This is a genomic window from Sphingobium lactosutens DS20, assembly GCF_000445105.1.
GTDB classification, from domain to species: Bacteria; Pseudomonadota; Alphaproteobacteria; order Sphingomonadales; family Sphingomonadaceae; genus Sphingobium; species Sphingobium lactosutens.
Genome location: NZ_ATDP01000103.1, coordinates 26365 through 44021, shown reverse-complemented (window position 1 = coordinate 44021; position 17657 = coordinate 26365). Strand labels below are relative to the sequence as shown.

The window sequence follows — 17657 nt, the reverse complement described above, 5'->3', positions numbered from 1 at the left end:
CGCCCTTAGCCCGCCACCGCCGCAGCGGTCAGGCAGGCGACGGCCGCCTTCATCATGGCCAGAAAGATCGCCGCCGATCGCTCGTTCGCCTCGATCCGGGCGGACAGGGTGCCGATCAGGAAATCGACCAGACGAAACGCGATCAGTTGCAGCACCAGCGTCACGCTGCCCCAGATGACCACATCCCAGACATTGACCGACCCGGCCAGGCAAAAGCCCAGTGGCACGGCCAAACCGATAGCCGCGCCGCCCAGCGAGATGGCGGCAGCTTCATTGCCCGCACGGATCAGGGCAAATTCGTCGTGCGGTGTGATCCAAAGATAGAGCGTAAGCGCGGCCAGCCATACCAGTGTCGCGCTGCCCAGATGCAGCAACAGGATCGGCAGGCCCGCGAGCAGGCTCTGGATGACGGGCATGGGGTCGCTCATCCCCCAGCCATGCCGCAACCTGCCCGATCGATCAACCGGACAGGTTGCGGCCCAGCCTCATTGCATCAACGACAGATGCGCACCCGCACGTCACGATGCCGCCAGCGGTCATAGCGCCATTCCGTCCAGCAGCGCGGGCGATAGCGGTAATGGGACCGGTAATAGCCGCCATGCCGCCGCCAGTCGCGCCGGTCGCCGCGCCAATGCCGGCGATCATTCCAGCGGCGGTTGTCCCAGCGCCGATTATCCCATCGATGATCGCGTCCGTCGCGCCAGCCGGCATGATAGTATTGGGCCTGCGCCGGCGTCGCCGCCGCACCGAGGCCAGCGACGGCCAGGCTCAGCGCCGCCGCCGCTTTCCAGATCAGGGTCATATGTCTCTCCTCTCACGAACCGCCTGTCGGGGCGGGCCATGCGAGGGACAGTGGACGAGGGCGACTGAACCGGGCGGGAATGACGCTGTCAGCGCAGGTTCAGCGTCCGCGCAGGGCGCTTTCGTCCTCCTGCATATAATCGCGTGTGATCGGCAGTGCGCGGCGGTCGCGCACATATTGAACCTGATAATTCACCATGCCGCCATGTTCGAAGACGGTCGCCGCACCCGCCAGATAGAAGGTCCACAGGCGAAAGAACCGCTCGTCATACAGCGCGACGATCTCCGCCTTGTGCGCCATGGTGCGTTTATACCATTCGCGGATGGTCAGACCATAATGCAGGCGCAGCACCTCCACGTCCGTCACCATCAGCCGTGTGCCTTCGCTGCCCTGAATCATCTCCGACAAAGCGGGAATGTAACCGCCGGGAAAGATATATTTCTGGGTGAAGGCGTCGGTGATGCCGGGGCCGTCGACCCGGCCGATCGTGTGGATCAGCATGACGCCGTCCTGCGCCAGCAGATCCCGGCACTTGTTATAGAAAGTGCGGAAATGGGCGGTGCCGACATGCTCGAACATGCCGACCGACACGATGCGGTCGAACGGACCGGTCATGTCACGATAATCGATCAGTTCGAAGCGGACATGATCGGCGACACCGGCGTCCCGCGCCCGCTGGCGCGCGACCTTGAGCTGTTCTTCCGACAGGGTGATGCCCGTCACGTCGACGCCGCAGGTGCGATGCAGATACAGGGCCATGCCGCCCCAGCCGCACCCGATGTCCAGCACTTTCATGCCGGGCTTCAGAAGAAGCTTGGCGGCGATATGTGCTTTCTTGTCTTCCTGCGCCTGTTCCAGACTGATGCCGGCATCATTGTCCGCATCGGGGAAATAGGCGCAGCTATATTGCCGGTCGCGGTCTAGAAACAGCGCGTAAAGCGCGCCCGACAGGTCATAATGATGGGCGACATTCGCCTTTGACCGCGATTTGTGATTGGCCCGCCACAATTTCTGCCGCACCGTTTTGAAGCTGCGGGAAAGGCGGCTTTTCGCGTCGATGGATCGCCCGGCTTCCCAGGGGTTATTGGCGCGGATCATGGAGATGAATTCCATGATGCCGCCGCCTTCTATACCCACGCGGCCGTCGATCCAGGCCTCGGCCATGCCAAGGCGCGGATCTTTGACGATGTCGAAGGGGACACGGCTGTCGTGAAAGCGTAGCGCCAGGTCGGGGAAATCGGGATCGGGCCGCCCCGCGGTGAAGCTGCCGCCCTTGGCATAATGGACCGTCAGTTGGCCGCGCGTGACCAACCGTTTGAGAACGCGCTCGAATATCTTCATATGGCTCCACTGTCACGTCGTTACGCAGGCGTCAAATGCCCGCATACCAGTCATAGCCGGCATAGTCTTCCCAGAAGCCGCCCTTGCCCCGACCGATCTGGGCGATGCTCTCGACCGCCTCGATCCGCATCAGATATTTCGCCTGCTTATAGCCCAATTGCCGCTCGACCCGCAGGCGCAGCGGCGCGCCATTGGCGACCGAAAGCGGTTGGTCGTTGAGTGCGAAGGCAAGGATGGTCTGGGGATGAAAGGCGTCGTTGAGGTCGATGCTTTCATAATAGGGCCGGCCGCCCCCCAGATCGTCGGCGCAATGAAAGACGATATAGCGCGCATCCTGTCGCAGGCCGGCCGCATCCAGGATCGTGCGCAGCGGCACGCCGCGCCATTTGCCGATCGCGCTCCACCCTTCCACGCAATCGTGGCGGGTAATTTGTTCGCGATGGGGCAGGGTGCGCAGGTGCGACAGTGAAAGCGACAGCGGTCGGGAAACCTTGCCAACGACGCGCAATCGCCAGTCGGTAAAGCCCGTACGCCAGATCGCCTTGTAATCGGGCGTGTTAGGATTGGCCGTGCCATTGGCGCGAAAGACGGGCGAAATCTGGTCGGGCCGGAATTCCTGCGCCAGAGCATCGCGCGCCATCAGGCTGCGCTGCGCCCATTTGTGGAAATTCTCGGCTGAAAAAAGCGCGTTTCGGACAGTTTCGTTCCGGGCAAGGCGATCGCAGCCGGTGAGCGCGGCGGTCGCGCCCAGCAGCAGCGCGCGGCGGGCGATGATCATGGGCGTTCCTCCGGCACCTTGTAGCGTCCGGTGATCATGGATCGCACTTCGTTCACCGGTCCAGCCAAGAGGACCATCAGGATATGGACCAGGAAGAAAGCGACCAGCGCGAAGGCGGCTATGAAATGGATCGAGCGTGCCGATTGCCGTCCGCCAAACAGCTCCGCGAGCCAGGGCCAGGCCGCGTTCATACCAGGCGACATGGTGAGGCCGGTCAGGATGATGAGCGGCAGGGCGATGAAGATGACGCCGATATAGCTGGCCTTTTGCAGGACATTGTAGCGCAGCGCCGCAGCCCCCGTGGGGAAGCGCAAACGGGCATGATCCTTGACGTCCTGCCAGATATGGCGCGGGGCCAGCTCGTCGCGGCGAAAGGCAAGGTCGCGGCCGACATGCCGGTTGACCACGCTCCAGAGCATATAGGCGAGCAGGGCAAAGGCAAAGATCGGCGCGGCCGTCAGATGCCAATGGCGTGACAGCGCCAGATTATAGGTGGCCGGCAATGTCCACCAGCTGCCGAACCGGTCCAGCTCCAGCCAGGCCGGATCGAAATTCGCGCCATAAGCCCCCCAATAGAGGCGCGGGTGAGCATTGAAGATGCCAAGGCCGCTGGTGAACAGGATGTAAAGCAGCAGTGCGTTTAGCCAGTGCCACAGGCGGGTGGACAGGCGGTGGCGCTTGACGATTGGGTCGGCGCTGTCTGGCATCACATTCATGGCGGTCATGCTAGCGCACTTTCATGACAGGTCGACAGGGGTCGCACAGGGCTGGGTCCGGAGAGATGTCACCGTTTTGCAACACAAGGCCTGAAATTGATTGAAATAAATTCAGACCCTCTTTGCAACTGATTTCTGCGATCCTAGATGGGCCCTGCGCGATGATGATGCACAACGCGCTCCATTCTCTCTTTAGATGGAGAGAATAGAAGCAGGAGTGACCATAGGTAAAATGCCATGATCTCTTTGCATCGAACCTGAACGCCGGATGAATATCTAAGTCACGGCGACCAGAATAAAAATGAGGACTTTATGAAGACTGTGATTTTCGCAGCGATTGCTGCTGCCACCGCCGTTTCTGCGCCTGCCTTCGCTCAGGACGCTGCGCCCTTCACTGGGCCGCGCGCCGGCGTCACCATGGGCTATGACAAGATCGGCGGCGAAGATGGCTTCGCTTACGGCGTGACCGCCGGCTACGATCTCGCGCTTGCCCCCCGCATCACGGGCGGCGTGGAAGTGAGCCTGGGCGACACCACGGTCGATGACAGCGGCCTCGACGTCAGCCGCGACATCGCCGCGTCGCTGCGCGCCGGCTATGTCGTCACCCCGCGCGTCCTCGCCTTCGGCAAGGTCGGCTATGCCTCGACCCGCTTCGAATTCGATGGCGACGGCGCTGGCCTGGAAGGCGTGCGCTATGGCGGCGGCCTGGAATTCGCCGCGACGCCGAACACCTATATCTCGGCCGAATATCAGCGCACCGAGTATGAACAGAATGTCGGTGGACGCGATGCTGCCATGGTTGGCGTCGGCTACCGCTTCTGATCCTCCGGGAAAGCCGGAATGAGGGAAGGGCGGTCCGTTCGGGCCGCCCTTTGCCTATGCTGGCAGCGGCATGAGATCGGGTGAAACCCATTCCCGCCGCGCCGCCACTGACATCACTCGGTCGCGCAACCAGTAGGCAAAGAGCCAGTCTCTGTCGCGCAGCGGCGATGCCATCAGCGCGGCCAGCGCGGTCGCGGGCGTCGCATCACCGGGCAGCCCGGCGAGCAGCCGTCGCGCCATGTGGAGCGACGCCTGAGTGATTGTCTCATGATAGCCGCTCATGTCGCTGTTCACCCCGCCGACGCTTTCATTGTAGCGGCGGATCATGCCCGGCATCTCCCGCTCGGGATGCACGTCCGGGCAGGTCAGAATCAGCCAGAGCGCGGTCGCGAAATGTGCCTCATGGGTCCAGCGCTCCTTGGGCAGGGTGCAGGCCAGGAAGCCATCGGCCAAGTTGTCAATCTCGCCGTCCGTCATCATCGGTCCCCCAAAAAATGAAAACCCCGCCTTCTCAGGCGGGGTTCTGTCTCGCGCCTGAGGGTAAGGCCTGCCAGCCGCGTATCACCCCAGCGCGGCTTGCTTCTCCTCGGCCAAGCGCCGCATCTCCGCCTTGCTCTTCTTTTCGCTGGCGCTTTTCAACTGGCCGCACGCCGCCATGATGTCGCGCCCGCGCGGGGTGCGGACGGGCGCGCTGATGCCACCTTCGAAGACGATGTCGGAAAAGCGCCTGATCCGTTCGGGCGTGGAACATTCATAATCCGTGCCTGGCCAGGGATTGAAGGGGATCAGGTTGACCTTCGCCGGCAGCTTATAGTGCCGCAGCAGCCGCACCAGTTCGCGGGCGTCCGCGTCGCTGTCATTCTTGTCCTTGATCATCACATATTCAAAAGTGATGCGGCGGGCATTGTTCGCGCCGGGATAGGCGGCGCAGGCGGCGAGCAACTCCTCGATCCCGAATTTGCGGTTGAGCGGCACCAGTTCGTCACGCACATCCTTGGTCACGCCATGCAGCGAAACGGCAAGGTTGACGCCGATTTCCTCACCAGCGCGCGCCATCATCGGGATGACGCCGCTGGTCGACAGGGTGATGCGCCGCTTGCTGAGGGCAAGGCCATCGCCATCCATCACGACCTTGAGCGCATCGCGGACATGGTCGAAATTATAGAGCGGTTCGCCCATGCCCATCATCACGATATTGGTCAGCATCCGCCCGTCCGACGTATAGTGCGACGCCTCGTCGCTTTCCTCGTCGTCATTGGCCGATGCCATGCTGCCCTTGGGCCATTCGCCCAGCGCGTCGCGCGCCAGCATGACCTGGCCGACGATCTCGCCCGGCGTCAGGTTGCGCACCAGCCGCATCGTGCCGGTGTGGCAGAAGGAACAGTTCAAGGTGCAGCCGACCTGACTGGACACGCAGAGCGTGCCGCGATCCGCGTCGGGGATGAAGACCATCTCATAATCCTGCCCATCGTCCGAGCGCAGCAGCCATTTGCGCGTGCCGTCGCTCGACACCTGCGCCTCGACCACTTGCGGGCGGCCCACGACGAAGCGCTCCGCCATCCAGCCGCGCATGGGTTTGGCAAGGTCGGTCATCGCATCGAAATCGGTTTCGCCGCGATGATAGAGCCAGTGGAAAATCTGCTTGGAGCGCAGCTTGGCCGCCTTGGCGTCCAACCCGGCTTCCTCGAACACGCTTTTGATCTGCGCGCGAGACAGGCCCATGAGGTCGACGCGCCCATCCTCTCGCGGCGTCACCGCACGCGGCACGGGCACAGGATCGATAGCGCCGGGAATCGGCATCAGGGGGCTGGCGGATGTCTGCATGGTCGCGCCCATAGCCCAATTTTCGGGCAAATGTAAGGCGCAGACGCCTAGCGCAGGCGTGCGCAGCCCAGGGCGGCGGCGTCGATCGCGGTGGCCGCGCCGCGTAGGGCGTAGCTGTCGGCAAAGGCGCGGCCGTCCGCGCCGACACTGGACACGCTCATGCTGGTCGCCGAACGCATGGCGGCGATGATCTGGGCGTCGGTCCGCGCGTCCGGGGCCCAGGCGTCGACCTGTCCCGCCACCAGGGTGAAGCGACGTTCTCCGACGCTGAGGCGAACCGGCGCATCGGGGGAGCGGGCGCGGCTGAGGCGGATATGAACCTGCCCGCGCACATGCGCGCGGGGCCAGGTGCCAACCGACGCAAAGCCCTGCGGCGTGCGGCCGCGCCGGACCTGAGGCTGGGCAATGGCATAGCAGCGCGGCGCCGATTGCCCTGCGACAGGATCGCGAAACGCGCCCCAACTTTCGAAAATGCCCAGCGAATCGCGCGCGATGGCGGGCGACGCGACGAGCAGCAGCGGGATCAGGCAGGCGAGGGGGCGGCGCATCGCCATGGCAAAGCCCAGCATGATCCCATTTGCAACCCCCAGGGCAATCGGCAGGCGTAACGAAAGGGCGATGCCGCGCTTGCAGGGACGGCAACAGCGGTTATGAAGAAGCATCCATCAGTGTCGCCGGGATTCGACCGAACCCCCGGCTCTCGGCTTAAAAAGAACGGACAGAACAGGGACATGAAGGCCACCATCGAACGCGCAACGCTCCTCAAGAGCCTGAGCCACGTCCAGTCGGTGGTCGAGCGGCGCAATACCATTCCGATCCTGTCCAACGTGCTGATCGAGGCATCGGCCGACGGCGCGATCAAGCTGATGGCGACCGACCTTGACCTTCAGGTGGTGGAAAGCATTTCCGCCCAGGTGGAACAGCCCGGCGCGACGACCATTTCCGCCCACACCTTGTTCGACATCGCCCGCAAACTGCCCGAAGGCAGCCAAGTGTCGTTGCAGGCGGCCGACGGCAAGATGCTGATCCAGGCGGGCCGCGCGCGCTTCAACCTGTCGACGCTGCCGCGCGACGATTTTCCGGTGATTGCGGAGGGCGACCTTCCTACGCAGTTCGAATTGCCCGCTGAGACGCTGAAGCAGATCATCGACAAGACGCGCTTCGCGATTTCGACCGAGGAAACGCGCTATTATCTGAACGGCATTTATTTCCATGTGTCGGATGAGGGGCAGCCGGTGCTGAAGGCCGCCGCGACCGACGGCCACCGTCTGGCCCGCGTAACCGTGCCGCGCCCCGATGGCGCCGATGGCATGCCCGGCATCATCGTGCCGCGCAAATGCATCGGCGAATTGCGCAAGCTGCTCGATGAAGTGGAGGGATCGGTGCAGATCAGCCTGTCGGCGAGCAAGATCCGCTTTGGGCTGGGCAGCGCGATCCTGACCAGCAAGCTGATCGACGGCACTTTCCCCGATTACAGCCGCGTCATTCCGACCGGTAATGACAAGCTGCTCAAGATCGACCCGCGCAGTTTCGAAGATGGCGTCGATCGCGTCGCGACGATCGCCACGGAAAAGACGCGCGCGGTCAAGATGAGCCTGGACAAGGACCGTATCACCCTGTCGGTCACCAGTCCCGAAAATGGCACGGCGGCCGAGGAAGTCCCCGGCGCATTTCAGGGCGAAGGCTTCGATATCGGGTTCAACGCCCGCTATCTGCTCGACATATTGGGGCAGATCGACAGCGACCTTGTCGAACTGCATCTGGCCGATGCGGCTGCGCCGACGCTGATCCGGGAAAATGACGCCAGTCCGGCGCTATATGTTCTGATGCCGATGCGGGTGTGATGGCAGGGGCGGCATAGTCTCTCGCTTCCTGGATTACTGTTTGAAAGTAAGTCTCTGTCAATAGATCGCGCGTAGAAGAGAGGCATGTCTCTGAAACGCGCGTCTTCCCCAGAGTTGTCACGGCCTGCGACTTTGTTGATGGCGCTTGGCCTGACGCGAAGCGGCACCGATGTCGCGGCGACCTGGATCTGTGGCAGTTTCCTCCACATCGCGCGGCTGTGGCCGCTGATTTTGCTGTCCAAAATCTGCGTGATGCTGATGCTGGGCCTGCTCGTCTTTCGCCCGCAGGACTGGTCGCAATTTTTGTTGTTGGGGCTGATGTTCCTGGTCGACGGCGCATTGATGATAGTGCCGCGCAAGGACCGGTTCCGCCGCTTGCGACCCCATATCCAGACCTGGGCCATGTTGCCCATGCTGTTTCTGTCCGGGCTGAGCTACAGCGCCTGGATCGCCGGCGCGCTGGGATGGACTCAAACCGCCTCGCCGCTGTTGACCGCTCTTTCCGAACTGGTGGTGGCCTTGCTGGTGGCCTGTATCGTCGGCGACCGACGTCTGCTGGGTATGAGCTATTTTCTTGGCGTGCTGGTGGCGGCCCTTATCGGCAGCGCCGGGCTGATCCCGATCGGCCTGTTGTCCAGCGGTTTGCTGGTCATGGCGGTCGCCACCGTCAGGCAGGCCTCGGTCGATCGCGATCGCGCCATGGCGATGCATCGCCAGGATTTGCGCGCCCAGCGATCGGACCGGCTGTTGCAGGGACATGAGCGCAGCGGGCGTGGCTGGTTCTGGGAAACCGACCGGCAGGGAAACCTGACTTATATTTCCGATACGCTGTGCGAAACGCTGAAATTGCCGTGCGGCAGCCTCATCGGGCGGGCCTTCACCGACATATTGCGTCCAGGCGACCGGCAGGCCGGCGATGGCGAGCGCACGCTCGGCTTTCACCTGTCGGCCCGCACTGGCTTTTCCGAAATCCCCGTTTGTGCGGCCCTGTCGAAGGAAGAGCGCTGGTGGTCGATTTCCGGCCAGCCGGTGTTCAACGAATATGGCCAGTTCCACGGTTTTCGTGGGTCGGGTACCGACCTTACCGAAATGCGCCGCAGCCAGGCAGAAGTGACGCGACTGGCGCAATATGATTCGCTGACCGGCCTTGCCAACCGCATCCAGATGCTCCGTTCGCTAGAGCAGGCGGTGGCGGCACGCCATGGCCGACCGGGCGAATGCACGCTGATGATGCTGGACCTTGACCGGTTCAAGAGCGTCAACGACTCGTTGGGCCATCCGGCTGGCGATGCGCTGTTGCGCCAGGTCAGCCAGCGTTTGCAGCGCGTGGTGGGGGACAAGGGGCTGGTCGGGCGACAGGGCGGCGACGAGTTCAAGATATTGTTGCCGCGTCACCATGACAAAAGCAGCCTGGAACTTCTGGCCAAGGCGATCATCGCGACGGTGGCCGAACCCTATAATATCGAAGGGACATCGGTGGTCATCGGCGTGTCGATCGGCGTGTCGATGTCCCCCCAGGATGGCGTGACGGCCGAAGCGCTGATCCGCAATGCGGACCTGGCGCTGTACGCCGCCAAGGGCGACGGGCGTGGGGTGCACCGCTTTTATGCGCCCGAAATGCACGCCGATGCCGAAGACCGGCGCAAGCTGGAGGAGGATCTGCGCCACGCGCTGGCTGCCGATGGGTTGCACCTGGTCTATCAGCCGGTCGTGTCGTCACGCACCGAACAGATTACGGGCTATGAAGCGCTGCTGCGCTGGAACCATCAGACCCGCGGGCCGATTTCGCCTGCTTTGTTCATCCCGATCGCCGAGGATACCGGGCTGATCGGGCCGCTCGGCGAATGGGTGCTGCGCACCGCGTGTCTGGATGCGGCGCAATGGCCAGAGGGCATTCGCGTCGCGGTGAATGTCTCTCCCACGCAATTCGCCAATCCCGGCTTCCCCTCGACCGTGATGAATGCGCTGGCGGCCGCGCAACTCACGCCGGAGCGGTTGGAGCTGGAAATTACCGAAAGCGTGTTCCTGAACGACGATTCGGACACCGACTCGATGTTTGCGCGGCTGAAATCCCTGGGCGTGCGGCTGGCGCTTGATGACTTCGGCACCGGCTATTCATCACTCGGCTATCTCAAGAAAGCGCCGTTCGACAAGATCAAGATCGACCAGAGTTTCGTGCGCGGCGCCGCGATCAAGGGCAGCCGCAACAGCGCCATCATCAAGGCGATTGTCAGCCTGGCCGAAGCATTGGACATGGACACAACGGCCGAAGGCGCGGAAACACAGGACGAGCTGGCGCTGATCCGGCAATTGGGATGCAGCCATATTCAGGGCTATATCTATGGACGGCCGATGCCGATGGAGGATGTGCTGATCGCCCACCGCGGCGGCGTTACCACCGCGGCTGTGCCCAAGGGCTATCGGTCCAGTCGACCCGAGCGCAAGACGATGTTGCGGACGGTTGCGGTGCATCATGACGGGCACAGCTACACCGGCCGGGTGCGCAATATTTCCGAGACGGGCGCGCTGATCGAAGGGCTATGGAATGTGCCCGTCGGCACGAGTTTCTCGGTCGAACTGTCCGACCGGCTGGTGGTGCAGGCGACCGCGCGCTGGTCCAAGGATGACCGGATGGGCGTCGTTTTCGATCGTTCGATCGATCTCGCATCCCTTCGGGCCCAGCCGCGCGCGCTGGCCTCCTGAGGTCCCTCTAGCTGGGCTTGAGCGGGGCGAGTGTCACGCCCTGCCAGTCGCCGCCGGGGTGAGGCTCCCGCCCCATCGTCCAGTTGGTCTGCAAACGGACCATGGGGTTGGGCGCGCACCAGATTTCGCCCGAATCGCTTAGCCCCGTCACCCAGATGAGGTTATGCTCTTGGCCATAGTCGATGACGGCAAAGGCAAAGCCCTTCCCCTTGCCCTGGACATCGACGGGAAGGGGCGGGTCGAGTTGCGTGAAGGACATGGCAGACTCCGGCTGGGGGTGCCGCAATCAATGCCGGTCAGGGGCGCTGGTTCCTGCGGCTTGATCAGGGTTAGTCAGTTTGTTCTGGCCCAGTCTCGCAGGGGTGATTTTCTATGGCGGCTGGCGAAGGTCCGATGTCCTGCGCAGAGACTATGCGCTTGATGAATGTGACCAGCGGTCTTCCATCTCGTCTGGATATATGGGCTGTCCACCAGAAGCCGGCGGCCAGAGCGAGCGGGCAAACAGCGAGAATGATCTTGACGATGGCATAGGTTATCGGGTCCGCTGGCGCATGATCCGGGCGATATGCCAACAGGGCGGCGCTGGCCCATATGGCCATGAAGATTGCCGGGATCAGGCATAATATGATCTGGATCCCCGGAACGGCACGACCATGAATCCGGGTGCCCGATCCTGCGGGCGCGATCCATAAAATGAGCTTTGCTTCCGAACCGCGATTGATCCAGTCGTAGGCGCCCAGCCACATGATCAGCAAACTGCCGAAAAATTTTCCGCGCGGACGCTGATCGAAAGGTCGGTCCCAGCCCCGGACGAATTTTGCCTCCAGTTGCCGCCGGCACATGTCCGGCGGCAAGGGGCTATAGAGATTGACGCGGGTGCCGAATGGCTGGAACGTCACGCCCGCTCCAGTAGCTTTTCCTTGGCGATCTTTTCCTGCCACACCAGCGGCGCGAGGCGGTGGACATTCTGCCCTTCGCTGTCGACCGCGACGGTGACGGGCATGTCCTCGACCGTGAACTCGTAGATCGCCTCCATGCCCAGGTCCGCAAAGCCCACGACCTTGGCTTCCTTGATCGCGCGGGCGACCAGATAGGCCGCGCCGCCGACCGCCATCAGATAGGCGCTCTTGTGCCGTGCGATGCTCTCGGTAGCAGCAGGCCCGCGCTCGGCCTTGCCGACGCAGGCGGCCAGGCCCTGTTCCAGCATCATGTTCATGAACTTGTCCATGCGCGTCGCGGTGGTGGGACCGGCGGGGCCGACCACTTCGTCACGCACCGGATCGACCGGCCCGACATAGTATATGACGCGGCCTTTGAAATCGACGGGCAGGTCCTCGCCCTTGTCCAGCATGTCGGCGATCCGCTTATGCGCGGCGTCACGGCCGGTCAGCATCTTGCCATTCAAGAGCAGCCGGTCGCCATGCTTCCAGCTTTGAACGACCTCCGGCGTCAGCGTGTCGAGGTCGACGCGGATCGCTTCCTTGCTTGGCTTCCAGTCGACCTGCGGCCATTCGCTGAGCTTGGGCGCTTCCAGATAGGCCGGCCCCGACCCATCGAGCGTGAAATGCGCGTGACGCGTCGCGGCGCAATTGGGGATCATGGCCACGGGCTTGCCCGCCGCATGGCAGGGATAGTCGTGGATCTTGACGTCGAGCACGGTCGACAGCCCGCCAAGGCCCTGCGCCCCGATGCCCAACGCATTCACCTTGTCATACAGCTCGATCCGCAGTTCCTCGATCTTGTTCTGCGGCCCGCGCACCTTGAGCTCGCCCATGTCGATCGGGTCCATCAGGCTTTCCTTGGCGAGCGCGACGGCCTTTTCCGCCGTGCCGCCGATGCCGATGCCCAGCATGCCGGGCGGGCACCAGCCCGCGCCCATCTGTGGCAGCATTTCGAGTACCCAGTCGACGATCGAATCGCTGGGGTTCATCATCTTGAACTTGGTCTTGTTCTCCGACCCGCCGCCCTTGGCCGCAACGTCAACGACCACCTTGTCGCCCGGCACCATTTCCACGTTCAATACGCAGGGCGTGTTGTCCTTCGTATTCTGGCGGCTGAAGGCGGGATCGCGCAGGATGGACGCGCGCAGGCGATTTTCGGGGTTCAGATAGGCGCGGCGCACGCCCTCATCCACGACCTCCTGCATCGATCGGCTATTGTCGTCCAACCGGCAGTCCATGCCCCATTTGATGAAGACATTGACGATGCCCGTATCCTGACAGATCGGGCGATGCCCTTCGGCGCACATGCGACTGTTGGTCAGGATCTGCGCGATGGCATCCTTCGCCGCCGGATTGGCTTCCGCCTCATAGGCTTTGCCCAGCGCCCGGATATAATCCATCGGGTGATAATAGCTGATGAACTGGAGCGCGTCGGCGACGCTCTCGATGAGGTCGGCGGTCTTGATGAGCGTCATCTACCCAAATCCCTATATCTGCCGCCCGCCCTGCACGGCGGGTCTTCGCATCGGCGGCTATAGGGTTTTGACCGATAGGGTCAACTTGCCGTCAGCGGGGGCGTCTGCTGGTGCTGGACGACGCGCCATTCGTCGTGGGCGAGGCGGCGATAGGTGGATGTGCAATGCGCTTCATAGCCATCCTGCTCGCCGCGCCTGGCCGTGGCCTTGTACGCGATGACGATCAATCCCTCCTGCGGCCGCATCACTTGGCGCTCGGCGAAATCCACGCTGTCCCAGCGCGGCGTATCGGCCATTGCGTCTGCGGCATCGCGCCCTTTGAGGACATAGGGCGGTGCCGGCACGACCATCAGCGCTTCATCATCTATGGCTTGTGCATAATGGGCCGGGTCGCTGGTCCACAGGCTTTCTTCGAACTGCCAGACGCGTGCGTCTTCCATGAATAGCCTTTCCTGTCCGGGGGATACACATCAAGCGCTTGCCGGACCGAAAGGCTCCGTCTGCTTATCTTCGCGAAAGAGATTCCTGTCGCGCGACCTGTGTTCGGGGCTATGGGGCGGCACCGGCGCGCGCATTTTCGTGGCAAGGCAAATTTATTTTTCTTTCCCTCATCACCCCCTTGCCTTTTTTGAGAGCAAGGGAGGAGCGCGCGTCGCTGCTGCGCGACATAGGCAGTAGGAACCGGCCATGGCTCGTGCGAGTCCCCAAATCGTCATTTACCCCCTTGCGCCATGGGCACGCTGTGGCACTATCCCTTGTATCGGGTTAACGGGGGTTACCCAACAGATTGTGATTGCCCTCCTGGATACCTATCTGGGGGAGGGGCCGATTCCCGGCCCGGCGATCCGATAAGTTGGCCCATTTCCGTGCCCCTGTGGACCGGTCGATGCGAAGATGCGCTTTGCCGCAATCGCGCTTGACCGAATCGAACGAAACAGGAACATCGGGGACTCGCAGATGGATTTTCGCGACAGTGGACAGGCAGGGACGGGTGACGTGGCGACGGTGATGGACGAAGTGCTCGAAAAGATGAGCGAAGCGGCAACGACGCAGGGCGAGGCGGCCGAGCCGGTGACGTCCTCCACGGTGTTGGCGCGCCGTTTTCCTGTCGTGACCGACGCGTCGCGCGATGCGCTGCTGACCGAATTTGGCAAGGAAACGCTGAACGATCGCTATCTCCTGCCCGGCGAATCCTATCAGGACCTCTTCGCGCGTGTCGCCGCCGCCTATGCCGACGATGCCGATCATGCGCAGCGGGTCTACGACTATATCTCCAGGCTCTGGTTCATGCCCGCCACCCCCGTCCTGTCGAACGGCGGCACCGGGCGCGGCCTGCCGATCAGCTGCTATCTCAACAGCGTCGACGACAGCCTGGAAGGCATCGTCAACACCTGGAACGAGAATGTCTGGCTCGCCTCGCGCGGCGGCGGCATCGGCACTTATTGGGGCAATGTGCGCGGCATTGGCGAGCCGGTGGGCCTCAACGGCAAGACCAGCGGCATCATCCCGTTCGTGCGCGTGATGGACTCGCTGACCCTCGCGATCAGTCAGGGGTCGCTACGTCGCGGCTCGGCTGCCTGCTATCTCGACATCTCCCATCCGGAGATCGAGGAGTTCCTCGAAATCCGCAAGACGAGCGGCGACTTCAACCGCAAGGCGCTCAACCTTCATCACGGCGTGCTGCTGACCGACGAGTTCATGGAAGCGGTGCGCGATGGCGCCGACTTCCACTTGCGTAGTCCCAAGGACCAGTCGGTACGCGGCACTGTGAATGCCCGCGCTTTGTTCCAGAAGCTGGTCGAGGTGCGCCTCGCCACCGGCGAGCCTTATATCGTCTTCAACGATACCGTGAACCGGATGATGCCCAAGCATCACCGCGAACTGGGACTGAAGGTGTCGACCTCGAACCTCTGTTCGGAAATCACTTTGCCGACGGGTCGCGACCATCTCGGCAATGACCGCACGGCGGTCTGCTGCCTGTCCTCGATGAACCTGGAAACCTGGGACGAGTGGAAGGATCATCCGACCTTTGCCGAGGATATCATGCGCTTCCTCGACAATGTGCTTCAAGACTATATCGACCGCGCGCCGCCGGAAATGGCGCGCGCCAAATATAGCGCGATGCGTGAACGCTCGGTCGGACTGGGCGTCATGGGCTTCCACAGCTTCCTCCAGGCGCGCAACATCCCATTCGAAGGGGCGATGGCCAAGTCGTGGAACCTGCGCATCTTCAAGCATATCAATGCCAAGGTGAACGAGGCATCCATGCTGCTGGCGCAGGAGCGCGGTCCTTGCCCCGACGCCGCCGATCAGGGCGTGATGGAGCGTTTCAGCTGCAAGATGGCGATCGCGCCCACCGCGTCCATTTCCATCATCTGCGGTGGCGTGTCGGCCTGTATCGAGCCTATTCCCGCGAACATCTACACGCATAAGACGTTGTCGGGCAGCTTCGCGGTCAAGAACCCCTATCTGGAAAAGCTGCTGGCAGCCAAGTCCAAGGACAGTACGGCCGTCTGGAACTCGATCCTCGAACGCGGCGGGTCGGTCCAGCATCTCGACTTCCTGACCCAGGAAGAAAAGGATGTGTTCAAGACCAGTTTCGAGATCGACCAGCGCTGGCTGCTCGAACTCGCGGCCGACCGCACGCCCTATATCGACCAGGCGCAGTCACTCAATCTGTTCATCCCGGCGGATGTGGAGAAATGGGATCTGCTGATGCTCCATTTCCGCGCCTGGGAACTGGGCATCAAGTCGCTTTATTATCTGCGGTCGAAATCGGTGCAGCGCGCGGGCTTCGCCGGCGGCGTGGAAGCAGACAATACGATCGACGCGCCCCGGTTCGAAATCGCCGAGACGACGGATTATGACGAATGTCTCGCCTGTCAATAATATGGGCGCAAGCGGCGCGGCGGATGTCTCCGCCGCGCCCGCTGTCTCATTTTTCTTCTTCGAACGTCACCGCGACGTCGGCATTGGCGGACAGGCGCACCCGTCCGTCGCTCTCGACCTCCGCGACCAGGCCCTTTGAAATATAATGATGATGCCCTTCATGGCTTCCGGTAGCACCTTCGACCTGCGCCCCACTGTCCTTCTTGGTCAACTTGATGCGGTCGCCCTCGACATGGTCGACGGTGCCCACATGGACGCCGTCGGCGCCGATGACTTCTGCATGTTCCTTGATCTGGCTCAAATCGACCATCATTGCTCTCCTGTTGCTGAGGGGACGGCGCATCAACGTTCGTCCGCTGGCCCGGTTGCAACGATCCTTTCCTGATAACGCATTCGCCCCGGAGTAACCCGAAATGCCCCTTCTCCAAGCCTCCAAGGTCTACAAGCCCTTCGAATATCCCTGGGCCTATGAGTTCTGGAAGCGCCAGCAGCAGCTGCACTGGCTGCCCGAGGAAGTGCCGTTGGGCGAGGATTGCCGCGACTGGGCGCAGAAGCTCAGCGACCATGAGCGCAACCTGCTGACGCAAATCTTTCGCTTCTTCACCCAGGCGGACGTGGAAGTGCAGGATTGCTACCACGAAAAATATGGCCGCGTGTTCAAGCCGACCGAAGTGAAGATGATGCTGACCGCGTTCAGCAACATGGAAACGGTCCACATCGCCGCCTATTCGCACCTGCTCGACACAATCGGGATGCCCGAAAGCGAATATAGCGCCTTCATGCAGTATAAGGAGATGAAGGACAAACACGACTATCTGCAACAGTTCGGCGTCGACACCGATGAGGACATCGCCAAGACGCTGGCGATGTTCGGCGGCTTTACCGAAGGGCTGCAGCTTTTCGCCTCCTTCGCGATGCTGATGAACTTCCCGCGCTTCAACAAGATGAAGGGCATGGGCCAGATCGTCAGCTGGTCGGTGCGCGACGAAACGCTCCATTGCGAAGGGATCGTGCGCCTGTTCCACGCCTTTGTAAAGGAACGCGACTGCCTGACCGCCAGCGTCAAGGACGACATCATGGACATGTGCCAGAAGACGGTCCGCATCGAGGACGCCTTCGTCGACCTGGTGTTCGAAATGGGTCCGGTGCCCGGCATGACGCCCAAGGACATCAAGAAATATGTCCGCTACATCGCCGACTGGCGACTGGGGCAGCTGGGCTTGAAGCCCATCTACATGATCGACGAGCATCCGCTCCCCTGGCTCACCCCGCTGCTGAACGGCGTGGAACATGCCAATTTCTTCGAAACCCGCGCGACCGAATATTCAAAGGCTGCGACGCGCGGCCAATGGAATGACGTGTGGGATGCGTTCGACCGTCGCCAGAAGATCAAGGGCGGCGCTGCCGCCAATGCCGACGAGGAAGGCCCCGATATGTTCAAGGCCGCAGGGATCGCGGCCGAATAAGACGCTGCATTCATGCCAAGCGAGGGGCCGCTATCCCATCCGGGGTGGCGGCCCAT

General features: G+C 62.4%; 18 protein-coding genes. 5 read left to right on the top strand and 13 right to left on the bottom strand.

The window, feature by feature from the left end; genetic code table 11:
• Positions 1–5: 5 nt before the first annotated feature.
• The 5 genes from RLDS_RS47410 to RLDS_RS47390 form a co-directional block, all read right to left on the bottom strand.
• On the bottom strand, positions 6–428 hold the full coding sequence (locus RLDS_RS47410; RefSeq protein WP_021227483.1) for a DUF350 domain-containing protein: 423 nt from the start codon (positions 426–428) through the stop codon (positions 6–8).
• 65 nt (positions 429–493) lie between these two features.
• A complete protein-coding gene (locus tag RLDS_RS47405) occupies positions 494–802 on the bottom strand; it encodes a hypothetical protein (protein ID WP_021227482.1) in 309 nt (102 codons plus the stop codon).
• Positions 803–901: 99 nt separating this feature from the next.
• Positions 902–2143 (bottom strand): class I SAM-dependent methyltransferase, encoded by a 1242-nt coding sequence (locus tag RLDS_RS47400; protein ID WP_021227481.1) that lies wholly within the window; start codon positions 2141–2143, stop codon positions 902–904.
• Positions 2144–2174: 31 nt separating this feature from the next.
• The gene (locus RLDS_RS47395) at positions 2175–2921 is read right to left on the bottom strand and encodes a molybdopterin-dependent oxidoreductase (protein WP_021227480.1); all 747 of its coding nucleotides are present in this window, start codon (positions 2919–2921) and stop codon (positions 2175–2177) included.
• A complete protein-coding gene (locus RLDS_RS47390; protein WP_021227479.1) occupies positions 2918–3646 on the bottom strand; it encodes a cytochrome b/b6 domain-containing protein in 729 nt (242 codons plus the stop codon). The genes RLDS_RS47395 and RLDS_RS47390 overlap by 4 nt, the downstream gene beginning before the upstream one ends.
• Before the next feature lie 303 nt (positions 3647–3949).
• Here RLDS_RS47390 and RLDS_RS47385 point away from each other — a divergent pair, with 303 nt between their 5' ends.
• Positions 3950–4459, top strand: coding sequence for an outer membrane protein (locus RLDS_RS47385; protein ID WP_021227478.1), 510 nt, complete (start codon positions 3950–3952; stop codon positions 4457–4459).
• A gap of 54 nt (positions 4460–4513) precedes the next feature.
• Here the strand turns inward: RLDS_RS47385 and RLDS_RS47380 are convergent, their stop codons facing one another.
• From RLDS_RS47380 to RLDS_RS47370, 3 genes are all read right to left on the bottom strand, one after another.
• The gene (locus RLDS_RS47380) at positions 4514–4936 is read right to left on the bottom strand and encodes a hypothetical protein (RefSeq protein ID WP_031298733.1); all 423 of its coding nucleotides are present in this window, start codon (positions 4934–4936) and stop codon (positions 4514–4516) included.
• A gap of 84 nt (positions 4937–5020) precedes the next feature.
• Positions 5021–6283 (bottom strand): 23S rRNA (adenine(2503)-C(2))-methyltransferase RlmN, encoded by a 1263-nt coding sequence (gene rlmN, locus RLDS_RS47375; protein WP_031298732.1) that lies wholly within the window; start codon positions 6281–6283, stop codon positions 5021–5023.
• Positions 6284–6330: 47 nt separating this feature from the next.
• Positions 6331–6831 (bottom strand): hypothetical protein, encoded by a 501-nt coding sequence (locus RLDS_RS47370; RefSeq protein WP_031298731.1) that lies wholly within the window; start codon positions 6829–6831, stop codon positions 6331–6333.
• Positions 6832–7014: 183 nt separating this feature from the next.
• Between RLDS_RS47370 and dnaN the strand changes: the two genes are divergently transcribed.
• Positions 7015–8127: a DNA polymerase III subunit beta gene (gene dnaN / locus RLDS_RS47365; RefSeq protein ID WP_021227474.1), complete on the top strand. Its 1113-nt coding sequence runs from the start codon at positions 7015–7017 to the stop codon at positions 8125–8127.
• A gap of 84 nt (positions 8128–8211) precedes the next feature.
• The gene (locus tag RLDS_RS47360; protein WP_031298730.1) at positions 8212–10830 is read left to right on the top strand and encodes an EAL domain-containing protein; all 2619 of its coding nucleotides are present in this window, start codon (positions 8212–8214) and stop codon (positions 10828–10830) included.
• Positions 10831–10837: 7 nt separating this feature from the next.
• On the opposite strand, the gene RLDS_RS47355 is transcribed toward RLDS_RS47360, so the two are convergent.
• The 4 genes from RLDS_RS47355 to RLDS_RS47340 form a co-directional block, all read right to left on the bottom strand.
• A complete protein-coding gene (locus RLDS_RS47355) occupies positions 10838–11089 on the bottom strand; it encodes a hypothetical protein (RefSeq protein WP_021227472.1) in 252 nt (83 codons plus the stop codon).
• 70 nt (positions 11090–11159) lie between these two features.
• Positions 11160–11729 carry a hypothetical protein gene (locus RLDS_RS47350; protein WP_021227471.1) on the bottom strand — a complete coding sequence of 190 codons (570 nt, stop codon included), beginning with the start codon at positions 11727–11729 and terminating at the stop codon, positions 11160–11162.
• Entirely contained in the window at positions 11726–13246 is a 1521-nt protein-coding gene (locus RLDS_RS47345) for a fumarate hydratase (protein ID WP_021227470.1), read from the bottom strand. The genes RLDS_RS47350 and RLDS_RS47345 overlap by 4 nt, the downstream gene beginning before the upstream one ends.
• An 80-nt stretch (positions 13247–13326) precedes the next feature.
• Positions 13327–13686, bottom strand: coding sequence for a DUF4440 domain-containing protein (locus RLDS_RS47340; RefSeq protein WP_021227469.1), 360 nt, complete (start codon positions 13684–13686; stop codon positions 13327–13329).
• Positions 13687–14203: 517 nt separating this feature from the next.
• Here RLDS_RS47340 and RLDS_RS47335 point away from each other — a divergent pair.
• Positions 14204–16135, top strand: a complete 1932-nt coding sequence (locus RLDS_RS47335) for a ribonucleoside-diphosphate reductase subunit alpha (RefSeq protein WP_408021187.1) — start codon at positions 14204–14206, stop codon at positions 16133–16135.
• A 46-nt stretch (positions 16136–16181) separates the two neighbouring features.
• Here the strand turns inward: RLDS_RS47335 and RLDS_RS47330 are convergent, their stop codons facing one another.
• Positions 16182–16445 (bottom strand): DUF2171 domain-containing protein, encoded by a 264-nt coding sequence (locus RLDS_RS47330; protein ID WP_031298727.1) that lies wholly within the window; start codon positions 16443–16445, stop codon positions 16182–16184.
• Between the two features lie 103 nt (positions 16446–16548).
• Between RLDS_RS47330 and RLDS_RS47325 the strand changes: the two genes are divergently transcribed.
• The gene (locus RLDS_RS47325; protein ID WP_021227466.1) at positions 16549–17601 is read left to right on the top strand and encodes a ribonucleotide-diphosphate reductase subunit beta; all 1053 of its coding nucleotides are present in this window, start codon (positions 16549–16551) and stop codon (positions 17599–17601) included.
• The last annotated feature ends 56 nt before the right edge of the window (positions 17602–17657 follow it).

Coding starts and splice junctions, on each gene's coding strand:
- RLDS_RS47410 (WP_021227483.1), bottom strand. CDS start 428: ATGAGCGACCCCATGCCCGTCATCCAGAGCCTGCTCGCGGGCCTGCCG.
- RLDS_RS47405 (WP_021227482.1), bottom strand. CDS start 802: ATGACCCTGATCTGGAAAGCGGCGGCGGCGCTGAGCCTGGCCGTCGCT.
- RLDS_RS47400 (WP_021227481.1), bottom strand. CDS start 2,143: ATGAAGATATTCGAGCGCGTTCTCAAACGGTTGGTCACGCGCGGCCAA.
- RLDS_RS47395 (WP_021227480.1), bottom strand. CDS start 2,921: ATGATCATCGCCCGCCGCGCGCTGCTGCTGGGCGCGACCGCCGCGCTC.
- RLDS_RS47390 (WP_021227479.1), bottom strand. CDS start 3,646: ATGACCGCCATGAATGTGATGCCAGACAGCGCCGACCCAATCGTCAAG.
- RLDS_RS47385 (WP_021227478.1), top strand. CDS start 3,950: ATGAAGACTGTGATTTTCGCAGCGATTGCTGCTGCCACCGCCGTTTCT.
- RLDS_RS47380 (WP_031298733.1), bottom strand. CDS start 4,936: ATGACGGACGGCGAGATTGACAACTTGGCCGATGGCTTCCTGGCCTGC.
- rlmN (WP_031298732.1), bottom strand. CDS start 6,283: ATGCAGACATCCGCCAGCCCCCTGATGCCGATTCCCGGCGCTATCGAT.
- RLDS_RS47370 (WP_031298731.1), bottom strand. CDS start 6,831: ATGCGCCGCCCCCTCGCCTGCCTGATCCCGCTGCTGCTCGTCGCGTCG.
- dnaN (WP_021227474.1), top strand. CDS start 7,015: ATGAAGGCCACCATCGAACGCGCAACGCTCCTCAAGAGCCTGAGCCAC.
- RLDS_RS47360 (WP_031298730.1), top strand. CDS start 8,212: ATGTCTCTGAAACGCGCGTCTTCCCCAGAGTTGTCACGGCCTGCGACT.
- RLDS_RS47355 (WP_021227472.1), bottom strand. CDS start 11,089: ATGTCCTTCACGCAACTCGACCCGCCCCTTCCCGTCGATGTCCAGGGC.
- RLDS_RS47345 (WP_021227470.1), bottom strand. CDS start 13,246: ATGACGCTCATCAAGACCGCCGACCTCATCGAGAGCGTCGCCGACGCG.
- RLDS_RS47340 (WP_021227469.1), bottom strand. CDS start 13,686: ATGGAAGACGCACGCGTCTGGCAGTTCGAAGAAAGCCTGTGGACCAGC.
- RLDS_RS47335 (WP_408021187.1), top strand. CDS start 14,204: ATGGATTTTCGCGACAGTGGACAGGCAGGGACGGGTGACGTGGCGACG.
- RLDS_RS47330 (WP_031298727.1), bottom strand. CDS start 16,445: ATGGTCGATTTGAGCCAGATCAAGGAACATGCAGAAGTCATCGGCGCC.
- RLDS_RS47325 (WP_021227466.1), top strand. CDS start 16,549: ATGCCCCTTCTCCAAGCCTCCAAGGTCTACAAGCCCTTCGAATATCCC.